The organism is Paenibacillus sp. S150 (genome assembly GCF_019352175.1).
Lineage (GTDB): Bacteria > Bacillota > Bacilli > Paenibacillales > Paenibacillaceae > Paenibacillus_AQ.
On the sequence record NZ_JACBYI010000020.1, the window covers coordinates 51,166 to 71,301 of the forward strand.

The window sequence follows — 20,136 nt, forward strand, 5'->3', positions numbered from 1 at the left end:
TTTGTAAGAAAGTGAGGGTGTACAATTGGAACAGCCTGTATTTAAGAGAGTAGTCCTTAAGGTTAGCGGTGAATCACTTGCAGGACAAAACGGATACGGCATCGATGCCGATACGATTATTTCCATCGCGGAACAGGTTAAGGAAGTCGTTGAGCTAGGGGTTCAGGTTGCCATCGTGTGCGGCGGAGGCAATATCTGGCGCGGAATTGCAGGCAGCGCAAGCGGCATTGACCGGGCTACAGCCGATTATATGGGAATGCTGGCAACGGTGATGAACTCGCTCGCCCTGCAGGATGCCCTGGAACAGATTGATGTGCCGACACGGGTGCAGACCTCCATTTCCATGCAGCAGATCGCTGAGCCTTACATTCGCCGCCGTGCCATCCGGCATTTGGAGAAGGGCCGTGTGGTTATTTTTGCTGCGGGTACAGGGAATCCTTTCTTCTCGACAGATACGACGGCAGCACTAAGGGCAGCCGAAATTGAAGCGGAAGTCATTCTGATGGCGAAGAATAAAGTGGATGGTGTCTATTCCGCTGACCCGTTCAAAGACAGTACTGCCGAGAAATACGAGCAGCTCACCTATATGGATGTGCTCAACAAAAACCTTGGAGTTATGGATTCCACCGCTTCCTCTCTGTGCATGGATAATAATATACCGCTCATTGTGTTTGCTATTACAGAGCAAGGCAATATCAAACGTGTCGTTCTCGGTGAGAAAATCGGGACGATTGTTAAAGGGAGTGTAGATTAATGCCACAATCGGTTAAGAAAAATGCCGAAGAGCGTATGGAAAAAGCGATTTTATCCCTAAAACGCGACTTGGCGACACTGCGGGCAGGACGCGCTTCTACGTCGCTTCTGGACCGCATTCAAGTTGAATATTACGGAGCGCCAACGCCTATCAATCAGTTGGCCAACATCAGCACGCCGGATTCCCGGACACTGCTCATTCAGCCTTGGGACAAAACCTCAATGTCCGACATCGAACGGGCGATCCAGAAATCGGATATTGGGATTACTCCAGCCAACGACGGTACAATTATCCGTCTTTCCATTCCGCCGCTGACCCAAGAACGCCGCAGCGAGCTTGTGAAGTTCACCAAGAAATTTGGCGAAGAAGCCAAGGTGGCCATCCGCAACATCCGCCGTGATGCCAATGATGACATCAAGAAGATGGAGAAAAACGGAATCTCGGAGGATGAATCCCACGGGCACCAGGAAGACATTCAGAAGTCAACGGATAAGTTCATAGCTGAAGTTGATAAAGTGCTCTTGGCTAAAGAAAAAGAAATTATGGAAGTATAATGAAATTCATGAGACTTCAGGCCCCTCCGTTTATGGTGGGGTTTGTCTCTTTCTGATAAGAGCTTGGAGGAAACGGAAATGATCAAACGGATTCAAGCGTGGCTGAGCCGTAAAGACAGGCCCCAGCCAGTCGAGATTTCACCGGATAACATTCCCCGGCATGTGGCAGTCATTATGGACGGCAACGGGCGCTGGGCTAAGCGGCGCGGGTTGCCGCGCATCGTGGGCCACAAGAACGGGATGAAGGCGGTCAAACGTACCACGATTGCCGCGAATGATCTGGGAGTGGAAATCTTGACCATGTACGCTTTCTCTACCGAGAACTGGAAACGGCCGAAGGAAGAAGTAGACTTTTTGATGCGTTTGCCAGTGGAGTTTCTGGCTCTTGAGCTGGACGAGCTGATCGAAAAAAATGTGCAAGTACGTGTAATGGGGGATGCCGATGCCCTGCCGTCCCATACCCGCAGGGCCATGGAGGAAGCAGTGGAACGGACCAAGCATAATAACGGCCTTATATTGAATTTTGCATTGAATTATGGATCGCGCAAGGAAATCGAGGATTGTATGCGCGGACTGGGCCGGGACATTCAGGCGGGAGTGCTGTCGCCGGATGACATTACATCTGAGCTGATTGACAACAGGCTGCTGACTTCGGGTCTGCCGGACCCTGATCTTCTGATCCGAACGAGCGGAGAGATGCGGCTCAGCAACTTTATGCTCTGGCAGGTTGCCTACAGTGAATTCTGGTTTACGGATGCTTACTGGCCTGAGTTTGACAAGACGCATTTGCTGCAGGCTGTGGCGGAGTATCAGCGCCGCACACGCCGTTATGGTGGACTGAAGTAGCCTGATGGGAGATGGGAACCTTTGAAGCAGCGATTGATTACCGGAGTTGTTGCCGGAGCGGTATTTTTGGGTTTGTGTTTGTTGGGGGGCTGGCCGTATCAGCTGCTGCTGACAGCTATGGCGCTCATCGGCTATTATGAATTTGTAAAAATGACGGGTATACAGACCTTCGGCGCTGCTGCCATGCTGGGTTACCTGTCCGTAATGTGCTTTATGATCCCTTGGAAATTGCTCGGCGTACCGGAATGGCTGTCCTGGGAGCAAGGGATTTGGCTGCTGCTGCTGCTGTTCCTGCTGGTTACAGTATTCAGCAAGAATAAGCTGGATATTAAAATTACGGCTTTGATGTTTACCGGGATTGTTTACATAGGAATGGGCTTTTCCTATATGGCTGTTGCCCGCGGTGCGGGCGACGGGAACGGATTGCTCTGGACCTTCCTGCTGCTATGCTGTATTTGGGGCAGCGATGCAGGCGCTTATTTTGTGGGGAGAAGCTTTGGCAAGAGGAAGCTGTGGCCGGCTATCAGCCCCAACAAAACGGTGGAGGGAGCCCTTGGCGGGGTGTTGATCTCTATTCTGATTGCAATTGGATTTGCTATATTTGTTCCTGATCTGCTGACTATCGGGCGCGCGCTGCTTATCGGGCTTTCCTGCGCGGTTCTGGGTCAGCTTGGAGATCTTGTACAATCTGCCTATAAACGGGTGTACGGTATTAAGGATTCAGGCTCGCTGCTGCCTGGTCATGGAGGGATTCTTGACCGCTGCGACAGCTGGATTATCGTATTTCCTTTCGTACATATCGTAATGCTTATGCCTTACTATTAACGCCAGGGAGAAGGTTCAACTGTGAAAAGAATAAGTATTCTCGGCTCCACAGGCTCAATCGGGACACAGACACTGGATGTCATCGACATGCACCCGGACGCCTTTGAAGTGGACGGATTGGCGGCAGGCGGCAATACTGCCCTGCTGCTGGAGCAGGTCCGGCGTTTCAAGCCGCGCCGTGTTTCTGTCTCCACCAGAGCGCTGGCCGAGGAGCTCAAAGCGAATCTCCCGGAAGGAGTTGAGCTGTTCAGCGGAAACGAAGGGCTGGTAGAGATAGCTGCGGGCGGAGATGCAGATACCGTTGTAACAGCGGTAATGGGCAGTGTGGGCCTGAGGTCCACGCTTGCGGCCATTGACGCCGGGAGACATATCGGACTGGCGAATAAGGAAACACTTGTAACGGCCGGACATCTGGTGACAGAGCTGGCCGGACGCAAGGGCGTTCAGCTGCTGCCGATTGACAGCGAGCATTCCGCTATATTCCAGTGTCTGAACGGTGAGAACCGTGAAGATGTCGCTTGTATTACGATTACGGCTTCGGGCGGCTCTTTTCGGGACTTAAACCGGAATCAGCTGAAGGATGTTACGGTTGAAGACGCGCTCCGCCATCCGAACTGGAGCATGGGGGCCAAAATCACGATTGACTCGGCAACGATGGTTAATAAGGGGCTGGAAGTTATTGAAGCCCACTGGCTGTTCGCCTTGCCGTATGAACAGGTTCAAGTGCTGCTCCATCCGGAGAGCATTGTCCACTCCTATGTCGAATTCCGGGACAGCAGCATTATCGCGCAGCTTGGCAACCCGGATATGCGTGTTCCTATCCAGTATGCGCTCACCTATCCGGACCGATGGGCTTCGCCGGCCAGGCGGCTGTCATTGGCTGAAGCGGGCAGCCTGACCTTCCGGGAAATGGACTACGTGCGTTTTCCGGCGCTGAAGCTTGCCATCGAATGCGGCAAGGCCGGCGGAACGAATACCACTGCGTTTAATGCCGCGAACGAAATCGCGGTAGCCCGTTTCCTGCGCCGTGAAATTTCTTTTTTGCGGATTGAAGAGATTATAGAAGAAGTGCTGCAGCGCCATGAAACCGTAGCTTACCCGGATCTGGAGCAGATTGAGCACTGTGACCGTATGAGCCGTAAGCTTGCAAGCATGCTATAATCCATGGGAATCAAGGTTTTTACCGGAAATTTTTGCTTTACCCTGAAAAATAGGCTGGAGCTGGTGATTCTCTTGTGCAAGGTCTTGGAATAATGATAAATTAAGAGGACATACTTCGGTCTTACACCATTAAGGGGGAAAGTTACGCATGGAAATGGTAAGAGTCGTTTTTCTAACGGTGCTCATGTTCTTTGTGCTGGTGACAGTGCATGAATGGGGACATTATTATTTTGCCAAACGCGCCGGCATACTTGTACGCGAATTTGCTATCGGTTTCGGCCCGAAACTGTTTTCTTATAAACGCAATGAAACCCAGTTCACGCTTCGTCTGCTGCCCTTCGGGGGATATGCGAGGATGGCCGGTGAAGATCCGGAGATTATAGAGATCGGTCCCGGACAAACCATCGCCGTGAGGCTGGGACAAGACAATAAGGTCAAGAACATCTATCTGGATTCCCTCGACACCCGCCGAAATGTCATCCGCGGGGAAGCGCAATACACGGATCTGGAGAATGAATTGAAAATCCGTCTGGATGTGGACGGGGAAGTAACGGTCTATGATGTTCATCCGCAGGCCATGCTGATCAAAGGCACCCAGCAGACGCAGATTGCGCCCAAGGACCGTCAATTCGGGAGCAAAACCGTGGGTCAGCGCGCAGTGGCAATTTTTGCCGGGCCGGTGATGAATTTCCTGCTGGCCTTTGTGCTGTTTGCTCTTCATCTGCAAATGGCGGGCATTCCTATTGAGAACCCTGCCTATGTGAAGATCGGTGATGTCAGCGCGAATATGCCGGCAGAAGAAGCCGGACTGCAGAAAGGCGACATCGTTGTATCGGTAAACGGGGAGGCGATCGGCGGGGATTATCAGAAGATGATTTCGCTGACCTCGGTCTCCAAAGGCAAAGAAATGCAGTGGACTCTGCAGCGCGGCGATGAAATGTATAATGTGACTATGATTCCCCGCAGCATGGAGGGAGAAGAAGGCGGCAAAGTGGGCATCACGCCTGAGCTGCCGACGCGTCAAGCCGGTTTTGGCGAGACTATAACCCAATCGGGAACAGCCATGGTGGATACAACCAAGCTGATCTTCATCGGCTTTAAGCAGCTGATCAACAAGTTCAACATGAACGACATCTCTGGTCCTGTGGGTACATTCCAGATGACCGGCCAGATTGCGCAGCAGGGAATTCAGTATTTAACCTATTGGGCGGCTATTCTCAGCCTTTATTTGGGGATATTTAATCTGCTGCCGATTCCGGCGCTGGACGGAAGCCGTCTCGTTTTCCTTGGCGTAGAGGCGCTGCGCGGCAAGCCTGTTGACCCTAGCAGTGAGGGCATGGTCCATTTTGTGGGCTTTGCGCTGCTGTTCCTGGTGATGATCGCTGTTACCTACAACGATATATTGCGCCTTATAAGCGGTTGATTGCCGGGTTTCCATACACAATCTTTATCCTTATATTTTTCGCTTGATTTTACATCTTTTGGGGTCCCCGCAAAGTACTTGAATCCGCTTCGTTGACAATTCGGCACTTTGTGGGGCTATTATTAGGAGGAGTTTCACTACATGGCCAAAGATAAGCAATTCGTTACAGAGATCACGCCGCAGGGCGAGGATTTCTCACGCTGGTACATTGATGTAATTAAAAAAGCGGATTTAATGGACTACTCTCCGGTCCGCGGCTGTATTGTGTTCAAACCGGACGGCTTTGAAATCTGGGAGCATATCCAGGAGGAAATGAACCGCCGCTTCAAGGAAACCGGACATCGCAACGCTTATTTTCCGCTGTTCATTCCGGAGAGCTTTTTCCAGAAGGAAAAGGATCATATTGAGGGCTTCAATCCGGAGCTGCCCTGGGTAACGGAAGCGGGGGGCGATAAATTGGAAGAACGTCTGGCGATCCGTCCTACCTCGGAAACTATGTTTGGCCACATGTACTCCAAATGGATTCAGTCTTACCGTGATCTCCCGGTTCTAATCAATCAATGGGCCAACGTGGTCCGCTGGGAGAAGCGTACACTGCCCTTCATCCGCACCAGTGAGTTCCTCTGGCAGGAAGGTCACACGGCACATGAGAATGAAGCGGAAGCACGCGAGGAAACAATGCGGATGCTGGAGATTTACCGTGATTTTGTGGAAGGCTATCTGGCGATTCCGGTAATTACGGGCGAGAAGACTCCATCGGAGCGTTTTGCCGGGGCGGTGGATACGTATTCCATTGAAGCAATGATGAAGGATGGACGGGCAGTGCAGGCGGGAACCTCGCATTATTTGGGCACCAAATTTGCGGTTGCTTTTGATATCCAGTATTTGAGCCGGGACAACGTGCTTGAGTATGTACATACCACTTCATGGGGAACAAGCACACGCCTGATCGGTTCGATGATTATGGTTCATGGTGACGACCGCGGACTGGCCCTGCCCCCCAAGGTTGCCCCGACTCAAGTCATTATGATTCCAATCGGCCCTCCAAAAACCCGTGACGCTGTCATTGCGCGGACGGACGAGCTGTTCAAGGAGCTAAAAAGCGCGGGCGTCCGCGTGCGGGTGGATGATCGTGCGGATGTAACGCCGGGCTGGAAGTTCAATGAGTACGAAATGCGCGGTGTGCCAGTCCGGCTGGAGCTGGGACCACGTGATATGGAGAACGGTGTTTGTGTGCTGGTCTCCCGCATCAGCGGAGAGAAAAAGGTTATCCGGCAGGAGAATCTGGTGGAAGAAGTGCAGGCGATGCTGGAGCAGGTGCATAATGAAATGTTCGAGCGAGCGCTTAAATTCCGCGAGGATCACTTCTATTCCGTTGATGCACTTGATGAAATGAAGTCTTCCATGGAAGAGAAACGCGGCTTCGCGCTCGCAGGCTGGTGCGGCTCCGAGGATTGCGAAGCGAAGGTGAAGGAGGAAACCGGCGCAACCAGCCGCAACATACCTTTTAGCCCGGCAGAAATCAAGCAGGTCTGCATTTGCTGCGGCAAGCCCGCCGAGCATACGGTTGTATTCGCCAAAGCCTACTAAATTTGTTTCTGCTTGATTATTTTGATCCCATTGTTTAAATCTAGCTTCTGGTGAGAGGAGTCAGCGGGCCGAAAGAACCCAATGCTTTTTGACCCGGAAGCTTTTTAAATCTTGTTTCTTGCTGTTATTCTGGAATTATAGGCATTTTTATTTTTATCATTGTGTAAGTTAGGTGGGGGGAAGCATGGAACAGAACACGGAGAGAAGAAAGCGGTTCGAGCTTTTGATGAAGCAGGGAGAAATTCCGCCCGCGATCATTGATCCCTACTTTTTGGACGGACATATTGAACGTGTGGAGATCAGCCGCGGCAATCATGACTGGCACATTGTCATTGTCAAAGAAACTTTGGTTCCGGCCCAGACGTACCGGACCTTTGTACTCAGAATGCGGGAGAAGTTTCAGCATATTGCCAAAGTCAGCTTCCTGTTCCTGTATGCTGAGAAGATCAGCAGAGCGGAGCTTGTGCAGGAATACTGGGGGCTGTTTCTGGAATGGGTGCAGCGGGAAATCCCTTCCGTGAACGGCTGGCTGACACGTTCTACCCAGGAGCTGCAGGAGGGTACGCTGCTGCTGAGCCTGAGCGACTCGATGTCACTCGAACTGGCGCGTAAAAAAGGGATCGAAGGCGCGATTGTGAAATTTTACGGAAAATTCTTCGGCCTTTCCCTTAAGGTCAAGCTGCAGATTGCCGAGAATGAGAGCAAAGCGGACGCCTATGAGGAATTCCAGCAGAAGCTGCAGCAGGAGCAGCGTGAGCTGGTGGAAATGATGATGATGGCCAGCGAGCCGGACGAGCCTGTGGACAAAGGAAATCCGGACGAGGTCATTAAGCTCCAGGTAGGGTATGAAATTAAGGAGCAGGCTGTGCCGATCATTGAGATTCAGGATGAAGAAAAGAAGATCACGATCCAGGGAACCATCTTCGGACTCGACAGCAAGGAGCTGCGCAACGGCAATACGCTGTTCACCTTCTGCATTACCGATTTTACCGATTCACTGCAACTCAAGATGTTTGCGAAGACCAAAGAGGATCTGAAGATTATGGGGCAGCTGGCTAACGGCAAATGGGTCAGAGCACGCGGCAAAGTGGAATACGACCGTTTTATGCAGATTCCCGAGCTCATTATGATTCCTTCGGATCTGTCCGAGGTGCAGGCGCCTCCAGCCCGTAAAGATACGGCACCGGTGAAACGGGTGGAATTCCATCTCCATACGACCATGAGCACGATGGATGCGGTGACGCCGATTGATGCGTATGTCAAAACAGCCGCCAAATGGGGCCATCCGGCCATTGCCGTCTCCGATCACGGTGTAGTGCAGAGTTTCCCTGATGCGGACCACGCCGCCCATAAGCACAAAATTAAAATGCTCTATGGGGTGGAGGCCAACGTTGTCAACGACTCGGTCAATATTGTGGAAAATCCGCAGCCTCTGGAGCTGAAAAAAGCGACTTATGTGGTGTTCGATATCGAGACCACCGGCCTGTCGATCACGCGCAACAACATTACCGAGCTTGCGGCGATCAAAATGTGCGAAGGCAAGGAGCTGGACCGCTATTCGACGTTTGTGAACCCGCATGAGAAAATTCCATACCATATCCAGCAGCTGACCAATATCACTGATGAAATGGTTAAGGATGCCCCTGACCTGGGGCCTGTGCTGGAGGAATTTGTGGAGTTTGCGGGGGACAGCATCCTGGTTGCCCACAATGCCAGATTCGATATGGGATTTATCCAGGCATCGCTGGCCAAGCTGGGCAAGCCGATATTGCCGAACCCCTCGCTGGATACGCTCGAGCTGGCGCGCCTGCTGTTCCCGACGATGAAGAATCACCGGCTGAACACATTGGCGGATAAGTATAAAGTACTGCTGGAGAGCCATCACCGTGCGGTAGACGATACCGTTGCGCTGGGAGGCATCCTGAACGGCCTGCTGGCCGATGCGGAGAAGCTCAAGGGCTTGACCCGGCTGGACCGGCTGAATGATTATGTCGGCAACGATCTGTCGAACATGCGGCCGTTCCACTGCGGCATTTACGCGCTTAACCCGGCCGGCAAAAAAAATCTGTACAAGCTGATCTCCATGTCGCATACGGAATACTACAAGCGCGTGCCTTGCATTCCGAAGTCCAAGCTTGAAGAGCACCGGGAGGGACTGCTGGTGATTTCGGGCTGTGAACGCGGCGAGTTTTTTGAGACGGTGCTGAACAAAACTGCGGAGGAAGCGATGGAGGTCGCGCAGTTTTACGATGTTCTTGAAATTCAGCCGCTGACCATGTACATGCATCTGGTGGACAAGGGCTTTGTAGCCAGTCCCGAGGATTTGCGGGGGGTTGTGCGCAAGATCTGTGAGATTGGCGAGCAGTTGAACAAGCCGGTTATTGCCACCGGCAACGTGCATTATCTGGAGCCCAGAGACAAGCTGTTCCGCGATATTACCATCCATGGCATTACCGGCTTCAGCCCGCTGAAGGACCAGCGCAAGCCGGATGCCCATTTCCGTACTACGGATGAAATGCTGGCTGAATTTGAATTTCTTGGCGCGGAAAAAGCGATGGAGGTTGTTGTCACCAACACTGTAGCGCTGGCTGAGCGATTCGAGGAATATCCGCTGTTCCCCAGCGAGCTGTTCACACCTATAATCGATGGTGCCGACGAGGAAATCAGGGAAACCTGCTACAATACGGCCAAATCGATCTATGGAGAGGAATTGCCGGAGGTAGTGGTTGCCCGTTTGGAAAAGGAGCTTGCGCCGATTATCAAATACGGGTTCTCTGCCAACTATCTGATTTCGGAGCGGCTGGTTAAAAAGTCGAACCAGGATGGATATCTGGTAGGCTCGCGCGGTTCCGTAGGATCGTCTGTAGTGGCAACCTTCCTCGGAATCTCCGAGGTTAACCCGCTGCCGGCTCATTACATCTGCGCCAGCCCGGAATGCCGGCACAGCGAATGGTTCCTCGACGGCAGCGTGCCGAGCGGCTTCGACCTTCCGGATAAGACCTGTCCGAATTGCGGCGGCAAGCTTAGAGGCGAAGGGCAGGACATTCCGTTTGAGACCTTCCTCGGGTTTAAGGGAGATAAGGTTCCCGATATCGATCTTAACTTTTCGGGTGAATATCAGCCGAATGCCCATAATTTCACCAAAACCATGTTCGGGCCTGACAATGTGTTCCGTGCCGGCACAATTGGTACGGTGGCCGAGAAGACGGCCTTTGGCTTCACGAAGAAATACGAGGAGCATCATCAGAAGCGCTGGCGCGGAGCCGAGGTCGGGCGTCTGGCGGCAGGCTGCACAGGGGTGAAGCGCAGCACAGGGCAGCATCCCGGCGGTATCGTCGTTCTGCCGGATTATATGGAGATCGAAGATATTACCCCGGTGCAGTTCCCGGCCGATGATGTCAGTGCGGAATGGAAGACCACCCATTTCGATTATCATGCGTTTGATGCCAACCTGCTGAAGCTTGATATTCTGGGCCACGATGATCCGACCATGATGCGTATGCTTCAGGATTTGACCGGCGTTGACCCGACCACCATTCCGATGAACGACCCCAAGGTCATGAGCATGTTCAATTCCACTGAGGCGCTGGGGGTCAGACCGGATCAGATCCGCACACCGGTAGCAACCTATGGGGTGCCGGAAATGGGAACCAAGTTTGTCCGCCAGATGCTTGTGGAATCGAAGCCGTCCAGCTTTGCCGACTTGCTGCAAATCTCCGGATTGTCCCACGGCACCGGCGTTTGGCTGGGCAATGCCCAGGAGCTGATTAAGAACAATACCTGCAACATTAAAACGGTTATTGGCTGCCGTGACGATATCATGCTCTTTCTGATCTACAAGGCGGGAATGGATGCCGGCATGGCTTTTAAAATTACCGAGAGCGTGCGTAAAGGCAAGGGTTTGACCCCCGAATGGATCGAGGAAATGAAGAAGTGCAAGGTTCCCGGGTGGTATATTGATTCCTGTCTGAAGATCCAGTACATGTTCCCGAAGGCGCATGCTGCCGCATACGTTATATCTGCAGTACGCACCGCCTACTTCAAGCTGTATCATCCTATTGAATACTATGCGACATATTTCTCCGTCCGGGCGGCCGATTTTGACATTGAATTATGCTGCAAGGGCTATGAGGCCATAGGCCGTCAAATCGTAGAAATCGAGCAAAAAGGCTTCCAGGCGCTGCCGAAGGAAAAAGCGATGCTCCCGGTGCTGGAAATGGCTCTGGAGATGACCGCGCGCGGCTTCACCTTCAAGAATATCGATTTGTACCGTTCCGATGCCACCAAATTCACGGTTGACGGCACCAGCCTGATTCCTCCGTTCTCCTCGCTTGCGGGAATAGGCGAAAATGCCGCCATTAATATCGCCGCTGCCAAGGATGCCGGAGAATTCCTGTCGATCGAGGATTTCCAGCAGAAATCGAAGGCGAGCAAGACGATCATTGAACTGCTGAACGGCATGGGCTGCTTCCGCGGCTTGCCGGAGAGCAACCAGCTTTCCCTGTTCTAAATCACCCCACAAAGTGGAGAGAATGCTCCGGAGAATGGCAGGTACTTTGCGGGAAAAGTAGAGCTGCTGTTTAAATATTTTGGCGTGGAAGCCGAATGGCAGCACGCTTTTTCTCCCCGTTAAATGAGGCAGTCAAGGGCTAGCACTTGTCACTGCTGACGCACTATGGTATAATTTTTTTGGTAATAATGAGATAAGTCCGTTGTGTAAAGAGTGGGGAAACCCACTCTTTATCTTTGGTATATAGCAAAAGACAAGTTCGTGGAGGTTATTTTCTTTTGAGCACACCCAAATCCCAAATTAAACAAACGGTAGAGCAGATGCTCGGGCCCTATCTCGAGGGCAATGGTTTCGAATTGGTGGACGTTGAATATGTGAAGGAAGGCTCCAACTGGTTTTTGCGCATATTCGTAGACAAAGAAGGCGGCATCGATATTGATGACTGCGGTGCCATCAGCGAATATTTCAGCCAGAAGCTGGATGAGAATGATCCTATACCCGAGGCTTATTTCCTTGAGGTGTCCTCTCCCGGTGCGGAACGTCCGCTCAAAAAAGCGGCGGATGTTGCCAAAGCGGTTGGCAAGGATGTCTATGTAACGGTGTATGAGCCGATTCAGGGACTCAAAGAATTCGAAGGCCGATTGCTCTCGTTCGAGAACGAGGAACTGCTCATCTCCGCGGGCAAAAAAGAACATGTTGTACCGTACGCCAAAGTCGCCAGTGCGAGATTGGCCATTATTTTTTAACGTCTTGAAAGGGGGACCGGAATTTCATGAGTATGGATTTTATCGAAGCTATGAATGAACTGGAAAGGGAGAAAGGCATCAGCAAGGATGTGCTGTTTGAAGCCATTGAAGCTGCGCTGATCTCCAGCTATAAACGCAACTTCAATGCGGCGCAGAACGTAAGGGTGGATATGAACCGCAACACAGGAGTAATCAAGGTGTTCGCCCGCAAGCTGATTGTCGAGGAGGTTCTCGATACCCGGACCGAAATCTCGCTGCTGTCTGCCCGTGAGATCAACCCGCATTTTCAGCTGGAGGATATCGCCGAGCTTGAAGTGACTCCGCGTGACTTCGGGCGAATTGCCGCCCAGACGGCCAAGCAGGTGGTGACCCAGCGCATTCGTGAAGCGGAGCGCGGACTCATCTATAACGCTTTTATCGACAAGGAAGATGACATCGTTACCGGCCTTGTACAGCGTCAGGATATGCGCAACATCTATGTTGATCTTGGCAAAATCGAAGCGGTTCTGCCGCTCAGCGAGCTGATGCCGGGTGAGAAGTTCAAGCAAAGCGAGCGCATCAAGGCGTATATCACCAAGGTTGAGAATACGACCAAAGGGCCGCAGATCATGTTGTCCCGCAGTCATCCGGGCCTCTTGAAACGCTTGTTCGAGCTGGAGGTTCCGGAAATTTTTGACGGCGTGGTCGAAATTCGTTCCGTAGCCCGCGAAGCCGGCTTCCGTTCCAAAATTGCCGTTTTCTCGCGCAACCCTGAAGTCGATCCGGTAGGCTCATGCGTAGGCCCAAGAGGTACACGTGTTCAGACGATCGTTACCGAGCTTCGCGGCGAGAAGATTGATATCGTCCGCTATTCCGAAGCGGTTCAGGAATACGTGGCCAATGCGCTCAGCCCGTCCAAGGTGCTTGAGGTCCAGGTCTTTGAAGCGGAGAAGATGGCCCGTGTTATCGTTCCTGATTATCAATTGTCGCTGGCAATCGGCATCAAGGGGCAGAACGCCCGTCTTGCCGCCAAGCTGACCGGCTGGAAAATTGATATCAAGAGCGAAAGCCAGGCGGAGCAGGAATACGGCAGACCAAGAACTTCCAATGATGAAATGCATCAGGATTCCGTCTCCATTGACTAATTAACCTGCTCTATTATGAGGGGAGGCGTTTGACATGAAACAGCGCAAGGTGCCGCTGCGCAAATGCGTTGCCAGCCAGGAGATGATGCCCAAAAAAGAGCTGATTCGCGTGGTGAGAACGCCTGAAGGCGAAGTGCTGATTGACCTGACAGGCAAGAAGTCGGGCCGGGGCGCTTATATATGCGGCAAACAGGAATGTTTTAAGCTGGCACAAAAGAATAAAGCACTTGACCGTGCATTGAAGTGTCAAGTGAGTCCTGAAATCTATGCCCAGCTTGCCAGGGATTTTGCATCCGTGGAGGAGCAGTTTCTGGCAGCAAAGGATAGTGAGGACAATGAGTAAGGCACTTTCTTATTTAGGGCTTGCCATGAGAGCGGGCAAGATTGTCACCGGCGACGAAGCTGTACTGAAAGCGGTGCGGTCTTCGGAGGCGAAGCTGGTCGTCCTGGCCGGTGACGCTTCAGAAAATACTCAGAAAAAGTTCCGTGACAAGTGCGGAACCTACGATATTCCACTAGTAATCGCATTTCACCGGGATGAACTCGGTGCAAGTATTGGTAAGGACCAGCGCGTAGTGCTGGCCGTTACGGATAAAGGATTCGCGGAAATGATCTCCAGAGTGCTTGGAGATACTGTCGGAGGTGGAGTTATTGACTAAAGAAGACAATAAGGAAAAGCTGCGCGTGTATGAATACGCGAAATCGCTCAATATGAGCAGTAAAGAGATTATTACTATTCTGAAGCGTTTGAATGTCCCTGTGAATAATCATATGAGTGTCATGGAGAATGGCTCCGTGAACAAAGTAGAGCAGTTCTTCAAGGATATCAAGTCAAACGCTGCAGCCAAGCGGGACAGCGGGACCAGCAGCCGTCCGGCATCTGCCGGTACGGTAACCGCCGAACCCCAAAGTGCTCAGAATGCCAACAAAAATCAACCGGAAAAGCAGGTAGGTATGAACAGTAACCAAAAAAACACCCAATCGACGACGTCCCCAAGGCCCCAAAGCGGACAAGATTCCCGCAGAGCAGCATCAGGTACCACACAGAATTCCCGTCCGCAGAGCGCTACTGGCGGCAGCCGTCCCCAGAGCAGTACTGGCGGCAGCCGTCCGCAAGGCAGCTCTGCCGGCAGCCGTCCGCAGAGCGCTACTGGCGGCAGCCGTCCGCAAGGCAGCTCCGCCGGCAGCCGTCCGCAGAGCGCTACTGGCGGCAGCCGTCCGCAAGGCAGCTCCACCGGCAGCCGCCCGCAGGGTCAAGGCAGCGGTGCGCCGCGTACCGGCGACCGCCCGCAAGGTCAAGGCGCAGCCCGTACTGCCGACAGCCGTCCGCAAGGTCAAGGCGGCGGGGATTTCTCCCGCGGCGGAGACAGAGGACCGAAGAAGAACGCAACTGGCGGCAGACCGAACAACAACAGCGGCCAAAAACGTTTTGAAGACGGCAAAGGCGGGAATTTCCGCGGCCGTGGCGGCAAGAACAACCGTGGCAGAAACAATCAGCCTATGGAACGCCGTGAAAAGATTGACAATACCCCTAAGAAAATCATTGTCCGCGGCAGCATGACTGTCGGTGAAACCGCCAAGCTGCTGCACAAGGATGCTTCAGAGGTAATTAAGAAGCTGATTTCCATGGGCGTAATGGCCACAATTAACCAAGAGCTGGATATTGACACAATTCTCCTGCTGTCCGGTGAATTCGGAGTAGAAGTAGAAGTGAAGATTCCAGTCGATGAAGACAGCTTCGAAACGGTGGAAGAGAACGATTCCGAAGAGGATCTGCAGACTCGGCCTCCGGTTGTAACCATTATGGGTCACGTCGACCATGGTAAAACTACATTGCTGGATGCCATTCGTTCGACGAATGTAACCGGCGGCGAAGCCGGCGGGATTACCCAGCATATCGGTGCTTATCAAGTCGAAATCAATCACAAAAAAATTACGTTCCTCGATACACCGGGCCACGAAGCGTTTACCGCCATGCGCGCCCGTGGAGCGCAGGTAACGGATATGACTATTATCGTAGTAGCTGCCGATGACGGTGTGATGCCGCAGACGGTAGAAGCGATCAACCATGCCAAGGCTGCAGGTCTCCCGATCATTGTTGCTGTCAACAAGATTGACAAACCGGGGGCAGATCCGGACCGCGTGAAGCAGGAGCTTACCAATTATGAGCTGGTTCCGGAAGAGTGGGGCGGAGACACCATCTTCGTCAACCTGTCGGCCAAACAGCGCATCAATCTGGAAGAGCTGCTGGAAATGATTCTGCTCGTTGCCGAAGTGAATGAGTACAAAGCGAACCCTGACAAACGGGCACGCGGTACTGTCATTGAAGCCGAGCTGGATAAGAATCGTGGGCCGGTTGCCCGGATTCTCGTGCAGAACGGTACGCTGAAGGTCGGAGACGCCTTTGTAGCAGGGAACTGCTTCGGACGCGTGCGTGCCATGGTTAATGACAAAGGGCGCAAGATCAAGGAAGCGGGTCCTTCCACACCGGTTGAAATTACCGGTCTGACTGAAGTTCCGCAAGCCGGCGATCCGTTCATGGCGTTTGAAGATGAACGCAAAGCCCGTGCAATTGCGGACAGACGTTCGACGTCGCAGCGTCAATCCGAGCTGAACACGAACACCCGCGTAACTCTGGATGATCTGTTCAAGCATATCAAGGAAGGCGAAATCAAAGATCTGAACGTGATCATCAAAGGCGACGTGCAGGGTTCGGTAGAGGCGCTGAAAGGCTCCTTGGCCAAAATCGAAGTCGAAGGCGTGCGCGTGAAAATCATTCACAGCGGTGCGGGTGCGATTACGGAATCCGATATTACTTTGGCGGCGGCATCCAATGCTATCGTTATCGGCTTCAATGTACGTCCGGATGCCCAGACCAAAGCGGCGGCCGAGCAGGAGAAAGTGGATGTCCGTCTGCACAACATCATCTACAATGTAATTGAAGAAATTGAAAGTGCGATGAAAGGGATGCTTGATCCCATCTACAAAGAGAACGTTATCGGCCATGCCGAAGTGCGCAATGTCTTCAAAATCAGCAAAGTGGGCACCATTGCAGGTTGTATGGTTACTTCCGGCAAAATCACCCGCAATGCTGAAATGCGCCTGATCCGCAGCGGCATCGTTGTCTTCCAAGGCAAGATCGACACCTTGAAACGTTTCAAAGATGATGCCAAGGAAGTGGCGCAGGGTTATGAATGCGGCATAACTTTGGAACGCTATAATGATGTCGCCGAAGGCGATATTATTGAAGCGTTTATCATGGAAACGGTAGAGCGCTAAGCGAAGAGGTGAATACAGATGTCTAAAATCAGAGCCGGACGGGTTGGCGAACAGATTAAGAAAGAACTGAGCCAGCTCATCCAAAGCGGCCTTAAGGACCCGCGCATCGGGTTTGTAACAGTAACGGGTGTAGATGTGACGAGCGATTTGTCGCAGGCTAAGGTATACCTGAGCGTATTCGGGGACGAGGAGCAGAAAACGGGTTCCCTGAAAGCGATTGAGAAAGCAAACGGCTTTCTCCGTACGGAGCTTGGCAAAGCGATTCGCCTGCGCCATACACCGGAGCTGATCTTCAAGATTGACGAATCCGTTGCTTACGGAAGCCATATCGAGAAGCTGCTCGGTGAAATCGGCAAAAATGAAGAAAGCTAGGAAACATAAAGGAGACGGCGAATGCAGAGCTATGAACAAAGTCTCCGGCAGACCCGTAAGTTTCTGCTGGAACACGACGATTATCTTGTAGTGTCGCATGTTCAGCCGGACGGAGATGCAGTCAGCTCCACCCTCGCGGTGGGCTGGCTTCTCTCATGTCTGGGCAAAAAATATACTATGCTGAACGAAGGTCCGATCCCGCAGCGGATGGAATACTTATGGCATGCCCATGAGATTGTCAATCTGTCTGAAGGCGGACTGCCGCGCCAGTACAGCTATGTCATTTGCGTCGATTGTGCCGATTTTCAGCGTGTAGGGCTTACCCAGCGTCATTTTGCCGCCGATGCCCTGATCGTGAACATAGATCATCATCCGACGAACAACGGTTACGGCTTCGTGACGCTGATCAAGCCGGATGCTGCTGCGACTGCGGAAATATTGTTCGATCTGCTGAAGACGTTTGAGGTGGAATGGGATATCGATATTGCCACTGCAATCTATACCGGGCTGCTGACGGATACCGGCGGTTTCCGTTACACCAATACCTCACCCAAGGTGATGGCGGCAGTATCCGATCTGCTGGCACTCGGTGTCAACGGCCCTGAACTTGCGGAAACGCTGCTGGAAGAGATGACCCTGGCCCAGGTCAAGGTGCTGAACCGGGCGCTTAGCACTTTGGAGCTGACCCCGCAAGGGGACATCGCCTGGGTATATGTGACACCTCAAGACATGCTGGATTGCGATGCTGCGAACGAAGATCTTGAAGGCATCGTTAATTATCCACGCAATATCCGCGGTGTGGAGGTTGGAATTCTGTTCAAGGTGATCCATGAGCGGGCGGTGAAAGTCAGCTTGCGGTCTGCCGGCAAGGTGGATGTAGCCGCTTTGGCGCAGACTTTTGGCGGGGGCGGACATACCCGCGCGGCGGGTGCGCGCATCGATGCCGCTCTGGAAGAGGTTATTCCGATGGTGCTTCAGGAGGTCAGACGTCATTTATGAGTGAGCTTACAGGTGTTCTGGCTGTCTATAAGCCTGCCGGCTTCACTTCACATGATGTTGTTGCCAAAGCACGGCGCATTCTCGGCATGAAGCGGATCGGACACACGGGGACGCTTGATCCCCAGGTAACCGGTGTCCTGCCGCTCTGTCTCGGACGGGCCACACGTGTCGTTGAGTACATTCAGGAGCTGCCCAAAGAATATGCGGCGACTTTGAGGCTGGGATTATCCAGTGATACGGAGGATTTAACGGGAACGATAACGGAGTCGGTGGATGAAGTACATGTTACGGAAGACGAAGTCCTCGCGGTGCTGCATTCTTTTAAAGGCGTAATCTCCCAGATTCCTCCGATGTATTCGGCTGTCAAGGTTGCCGGCAAACGCCTCTATGAACTGGCCAGAGAAGGCAAAACCGTAGAGCGCAAAAGCCGTGAAGTGGAAATTTATGAGATTGAAATGACAGGCATGGTCTGGAATGGCAAGCATCCCGATATCACATTCCGTGTGCTGTGCTCCAAAGGCACGTATATCCGCACTCTTTGTGTGGATATCGGACGGGCGCTCGGACTTCCGGGAGTCATGGTTAAGCTTGAAAGGACCATGTCCGCCGGAATATCAGCCAGCCGTTGCCTGACCCTGGAGCAAATAGCTGAGTATAAGGAAGCCGGAACCCTGGATGACCATTTGATTGCGGCTGATGAAGCCATCTCCCATTTGCCCAGACATACGGTGATGGATGAAAAGAAGAAGGCAGCTTTGCAGGGGCAGCGTTTGTCTCTCCGCCATGTGGCGCCTGAGGTGAAGCAGGTTGGACATTTTCGGCTATATGACATTCAGGGCGGGTTCCTGGGCATTTATGAATTGGAAGAAACCGGAGCTATTGCGCCTGTTAAGGTCTTTGCACAAGCTTAAAGCTTAATTTAATTAGTGAATTGTAGGTGAGAAACAGCGTGAGAACCGTAACCTTAAGCTATCCCATACCGCCGGAGACAGAGGATCAGTGGGCACAGCCGCAAGTAGCCGCACTGGGACAGTTTGACGGGCTGCACCGTGGACATGCCAGCGTCATTGCTACCGCGGTGGAGCTGGCCCGCAAAGAGGGCATACCCGCTGCAGTCATAACCTTTCATCCGCATCCGAAGGATGTCATGGGCAAAGGCGACTATGATGGATATCTGACCCCGCCGAACGACAAGCAGGAGATTCTTGCCGGGATGGGCGTCGATATTTTGTATGTAATTGAATTTGATGAGCAGCTCTCCCGGGTGAGTCCGGAGAATTTCGTCTCTGTGATGCTGCTTCCGCTGCAGATTGTTACTGCCGTGGTCGGCTTTGACTTCCGCTTCGGCTACAAGGGTGAGGGTGACGTCAATCGTCTTCGTGAGCTGGGCCGGGGCGTGATGAATGTGCAGGCTGTGCCTGCATTCCTGCTTGAAGGGGAGAAGGTCAGCAGCTCGGGTATCCGGAAAAGTCTCCATAGCGGCGATCTTGCCCTGGCAAATGCATGGTTCGGCCGCTGTTATCATCTGCGCGGGACAGTCGTGCATGGGGAGAAGCGTGGACGCACAATCGGTTTTCCTACAGCGAATATTCAGCTTGAAGACCGCTATGTGATTCCGGCCAAGGGTGTATATGCGGTAAGAGTCCTCTATAAGGCTGAAGTGCTCCACGGTGTGATGAACGTCGGTGTGAAGCCAACCTTCCACGACGGGGTAAAGGCGCCGAGCTTTGAGGTGCATCTGTTTGATTTTGCGGAGGATATCTACGGGCAGGAGCTTAAGGTGGAACTGGTCTCATTCATCCGTGCCGAGCGCAAGTTCGACTCCATAGGTGCCTTAATCGCACAGATTGGCAAGGATGCCGATACAGCCAAAAAACTGCTGGAAGTTTAATCCCGGTACACCGTGGACATGCCGTTTACATTTGTCTTCGAAGGTGCTATACTGATTAACGG

At 52.6% G+C, this 20,136-nt stretch carries 16 protein-coding genes and 1 pseudogene; all 17 read left to right on the top strand.

Annotated elements, in window-relative coordinates; translation table 11 throughout:
- The first annotated feature begins 25 nt into the window (after positions 1-25).
- Positions 26-754: a UMP kinase gene (gene pyrH / locus HYD27_RS18145; RefSeq protein ID WP_066362084.1), complete on the top strand. Its 729-nt coding sequence runs from the start codon at positions 26-28 to the stop codon at positions 752-754.
- Positions 754-1,308, top strand: a complete 555-nt coding sequence (gene frr / locus HYD27_RS18150) for a ribosome recycling factor (RefSeq protein WP_219217492.1) — start codon at positions 754-756, stop codon at positions 1,306-1,308. The genes pyrH and frr overlap by 1 nt, the downstream gene beginning before the upstream one ends.
- A 78-nt stretch (positions 1,309-1,386) precedes the next feature.
- Positions 1,387-2,154, top strand: coding sequence for an undecaprenyl pyrophosphate synthase (locus HYD27_RS18155; RefSeq protein ID WP_219217493.1), 768 nt, complete (start codon positions 1,387-1,389; stop codon positions 2,152-2,154).
- A 21-nt stretch (positions 2,155-2,175) separates the two neighbouring features.
- The gene (locus HYD27_RS18160) at positions 2,176-2,979 is read left to right on the top strand and encodes a phosphatidate cytidylyltransferase (protein WP_219217494.1); all 804 of its coding nucleotides are present in this window, start codon (positions 2,176-2,178) and stop codon (positions 2,977-2,979) included.
- A gap of 21 nt (positions 2,980-3,000) precedes the next feature.
- Positions 3,001-4,140: a 1-deoxy-D-xylulose-5-phosphate reductoisomerase gene (locus HYD27_RS18165; protein WP_219217495.1), complete on the top strand. Its 1,140-nt coding sequence runs from the start codon at positions 3,001-3,003 to the stop codon at positions 4,138-4,140.
- 148 nt (positions 4,141-4,288) lie between these two features.
- Entirely contained in the window at positions 4,289-5,563 is a 1,275-nt protein-coding gene (gene rseP / locus HYD27_RS18170) for an RIP metalloprotease RseP (RefSeq protein ID WP_219217496.1), read from the top strand.
- A 141-nt stretch (positions 5,564-5,704) separates the two neighbouring features.
- Complete coding sequence (proS, locus tag HYD27_RS18175) at positions 5,705-7,153, top strand: proline--tRNA ligase (RefSeq protein WP_219217497.1); 1,449 nt, start codon at positions 5,705-5,707, stop codon at positions 7,151-7,153.
- Between the two features lie 184 nt (positions 7,154-7,337).
- Positions 7,338-11,663 carry a PolC-type DNA polymerase III gene (locus HYD27_RS18180; RefSeq protein ID WP_219217498.1) on the top strand — a complete coding sequence of 1,442 codons (4,326 nt, stop codon included), beginning with the start codon at positions 7,338-7,340 and terminating at the stop codon, positions 11,661-11,663.
- 278 nt (positions 11,664-11,941) lie between these two features.
- Positions 11,942-12,409 (top strand): ribosome maturation factor RimP, encoded by a 468-nt coding sequence (rimP, locus tag HYD27_RS18185; protein WP_219217500.1) that lies wholly within the window; start codon positions 11,942-11,944, stop codon positions 12,407-12,409.
- A gap of 26 nt (positions 12,410-12,435) precedes the next feature.
- Positions 12,436-13,533 (top strand): transcription termination factor NusA, encoded by a 1,098-nt coding sequence (gene nusA, locus HYD27_RS18190; protein WP_219217501.1) that lies wholly within the window; start codon positions 12,436-12,438, stop codon positions 13,531-13,533.
- Positions 13,534-13,567: 34 nt separating this feature from the next.
- Positions 13,568-13,876, top strand: coding sequence for an RNase P modulator RnpM (gene rnpM / locus HYD27_RS18195; RefSeq protein ID WP_219217503.1), 309 nt, complete (start codon positions 13,568-13,570; stop codon positions 13,874-13,876).
- A pseudogene (locus HYD27_RS18200) lies at positions 13,869-14,187 on the top strand (YlxQ family RNA-binding protein); the annotation flags it as partial. The gene rnpM and the pseudogene HYD27_RS18200, both read left to right, overlap by 8 nt.
- Complete coding sequence (gene infB / locus HYD27_RS18205; RefSeq protein ID WP_219217505.1) at positions 14,185-16,812, top strand: translation initiation factor IF-2; 2,628 nt, start codon at positions 14,185-14,187, stop codon at positions 16,810-16,812. The pseudogene HYD27_RS18200 and the gene infB, both read left to right, overlap by 3 nt.
- Positions 16,813-16,830: 18 nt before the next feature.
- The gene (gene rbfA, locus HYD27_RS18210) at positions 16,831-17,184 is read left to right on the top strand and encodes a 30S ribosome-binding factor RbfA (protein ID WP_219217507.1); all 354 of its coding nucleotides are present in this window, start codon (positions 16,831-16,833) and stop codon (positions 17,182-17,184) included.
- 21 nt (positions 17,185-17,205) lie between these two features.
- Positions 17,206-18,183, top strand: a complete 978-nt coding sequence (locus HYD27_RS18215; protein WP_219217509.1) for a DHH family phosphoesterase — start codon at positions 17,206-17,208, stop codon at positions 18,181-18,183.
- A complete protein-coding gene (truB, locus tag HYD27_RS18220; RefSeq protein ID WP_219217511.1) occupies positions 18,180-19,094 on the top strand; it encodes a tRNA pseudouridine(55) synthase TruB in 915 nt (304 codons plus the stop codon). The genes HYD27_RS18215 and truB overlap by 4 nt, the downstream gene beginning before the upstream one ends.
- 38 nt (positions 19,095-19,132) lie before the next feature.
- The gene (locus HYD27_RS18225) at positions 19,133-20,074 is read left to right on the top strand and encodes a bifunctional riboflavin kinase/FAD synthetase (RefSeq protein WP_219217513.1); all 942 of its coding nucleotides are present in this window, start codon (positions 19,133-19,135) and stop codon (positions 20,072-20,074) included.
- The last annotated feature ends 62 nt before the right edge of the window (positions 20,075-20,136 follow it).

Excerpts from the sequence above, each read along its gene's own strand:
- frr (WP_219217492.1), top strand. The coding sequence starts at position 754 with ATGCCACAATCGGTTAAGAAAAATGCCGAAGAGCGTATGGAAAAAGCG.
- HYD27_RS18155 (WP_219217493.1), top strand. The coding sequence starts at position 1,387 with ATGATCAAACGGATTCAAGCGTGGCTGAGCCGTAAAGACAGGCCCCAG.
- rseP (WP_219217496.1), top strand. The coding sequence starts at position 4,289 with ATGGAAATGGTAAGAGTCGTTTTTCTAACGGTGCTCATGTTCTTTGTG.
- proS (WP_219217497.1), top strand. The coding sequence starts at position 5,705 with ATGGCCAAAGATAAGCAATTCGTTACAGAGATCACGCCGCAGGGCGAG.
- HYD27_RS18180 (WP_219217498.1), top strand. The coding sequence starts at position 7,338 with ATGGAACAGAACACGGAGAGAAGAAAGCGGTTCGAGCTTTTGATGAAG.
- nusA (WP_219217501.1), top strand. The coding sequence starts at position 12,436 with ATGAGTATGGATTTTATCGAAGCTATGAATGAACTGGAAAGGGAGAAA.
- rnpM (WP_219217503.1), top strand. The coding sequence starts at position 13,568 with ATGAAACAGCGCAAGGTGCCGCTGCGCAAATGCGTTGCCAGCCAGGAG.
- rbfA (WP_219217507.1), top strand. The coding sequence starts at position 16,831 with ATGTCTAAAATCAGAGCCGGACGGGTTGGCGAACAGATTAAGAAAGAA.
- HYD27_RS18215 (WP_219217509.1), top strand. The coding sequence starts at position 17,206 with ATGCAGAGCTATGAACAAAGTCTCCGGCAGACCCGTAAGTTTCTGCTG.
- truB (WP_219217511.1), top strand. The coding sequence starts at position 18,180 with ATGAGTGAGCTTACAGGTGTTCTGGCTGTCTATAAGCCTGCCGGCTTC.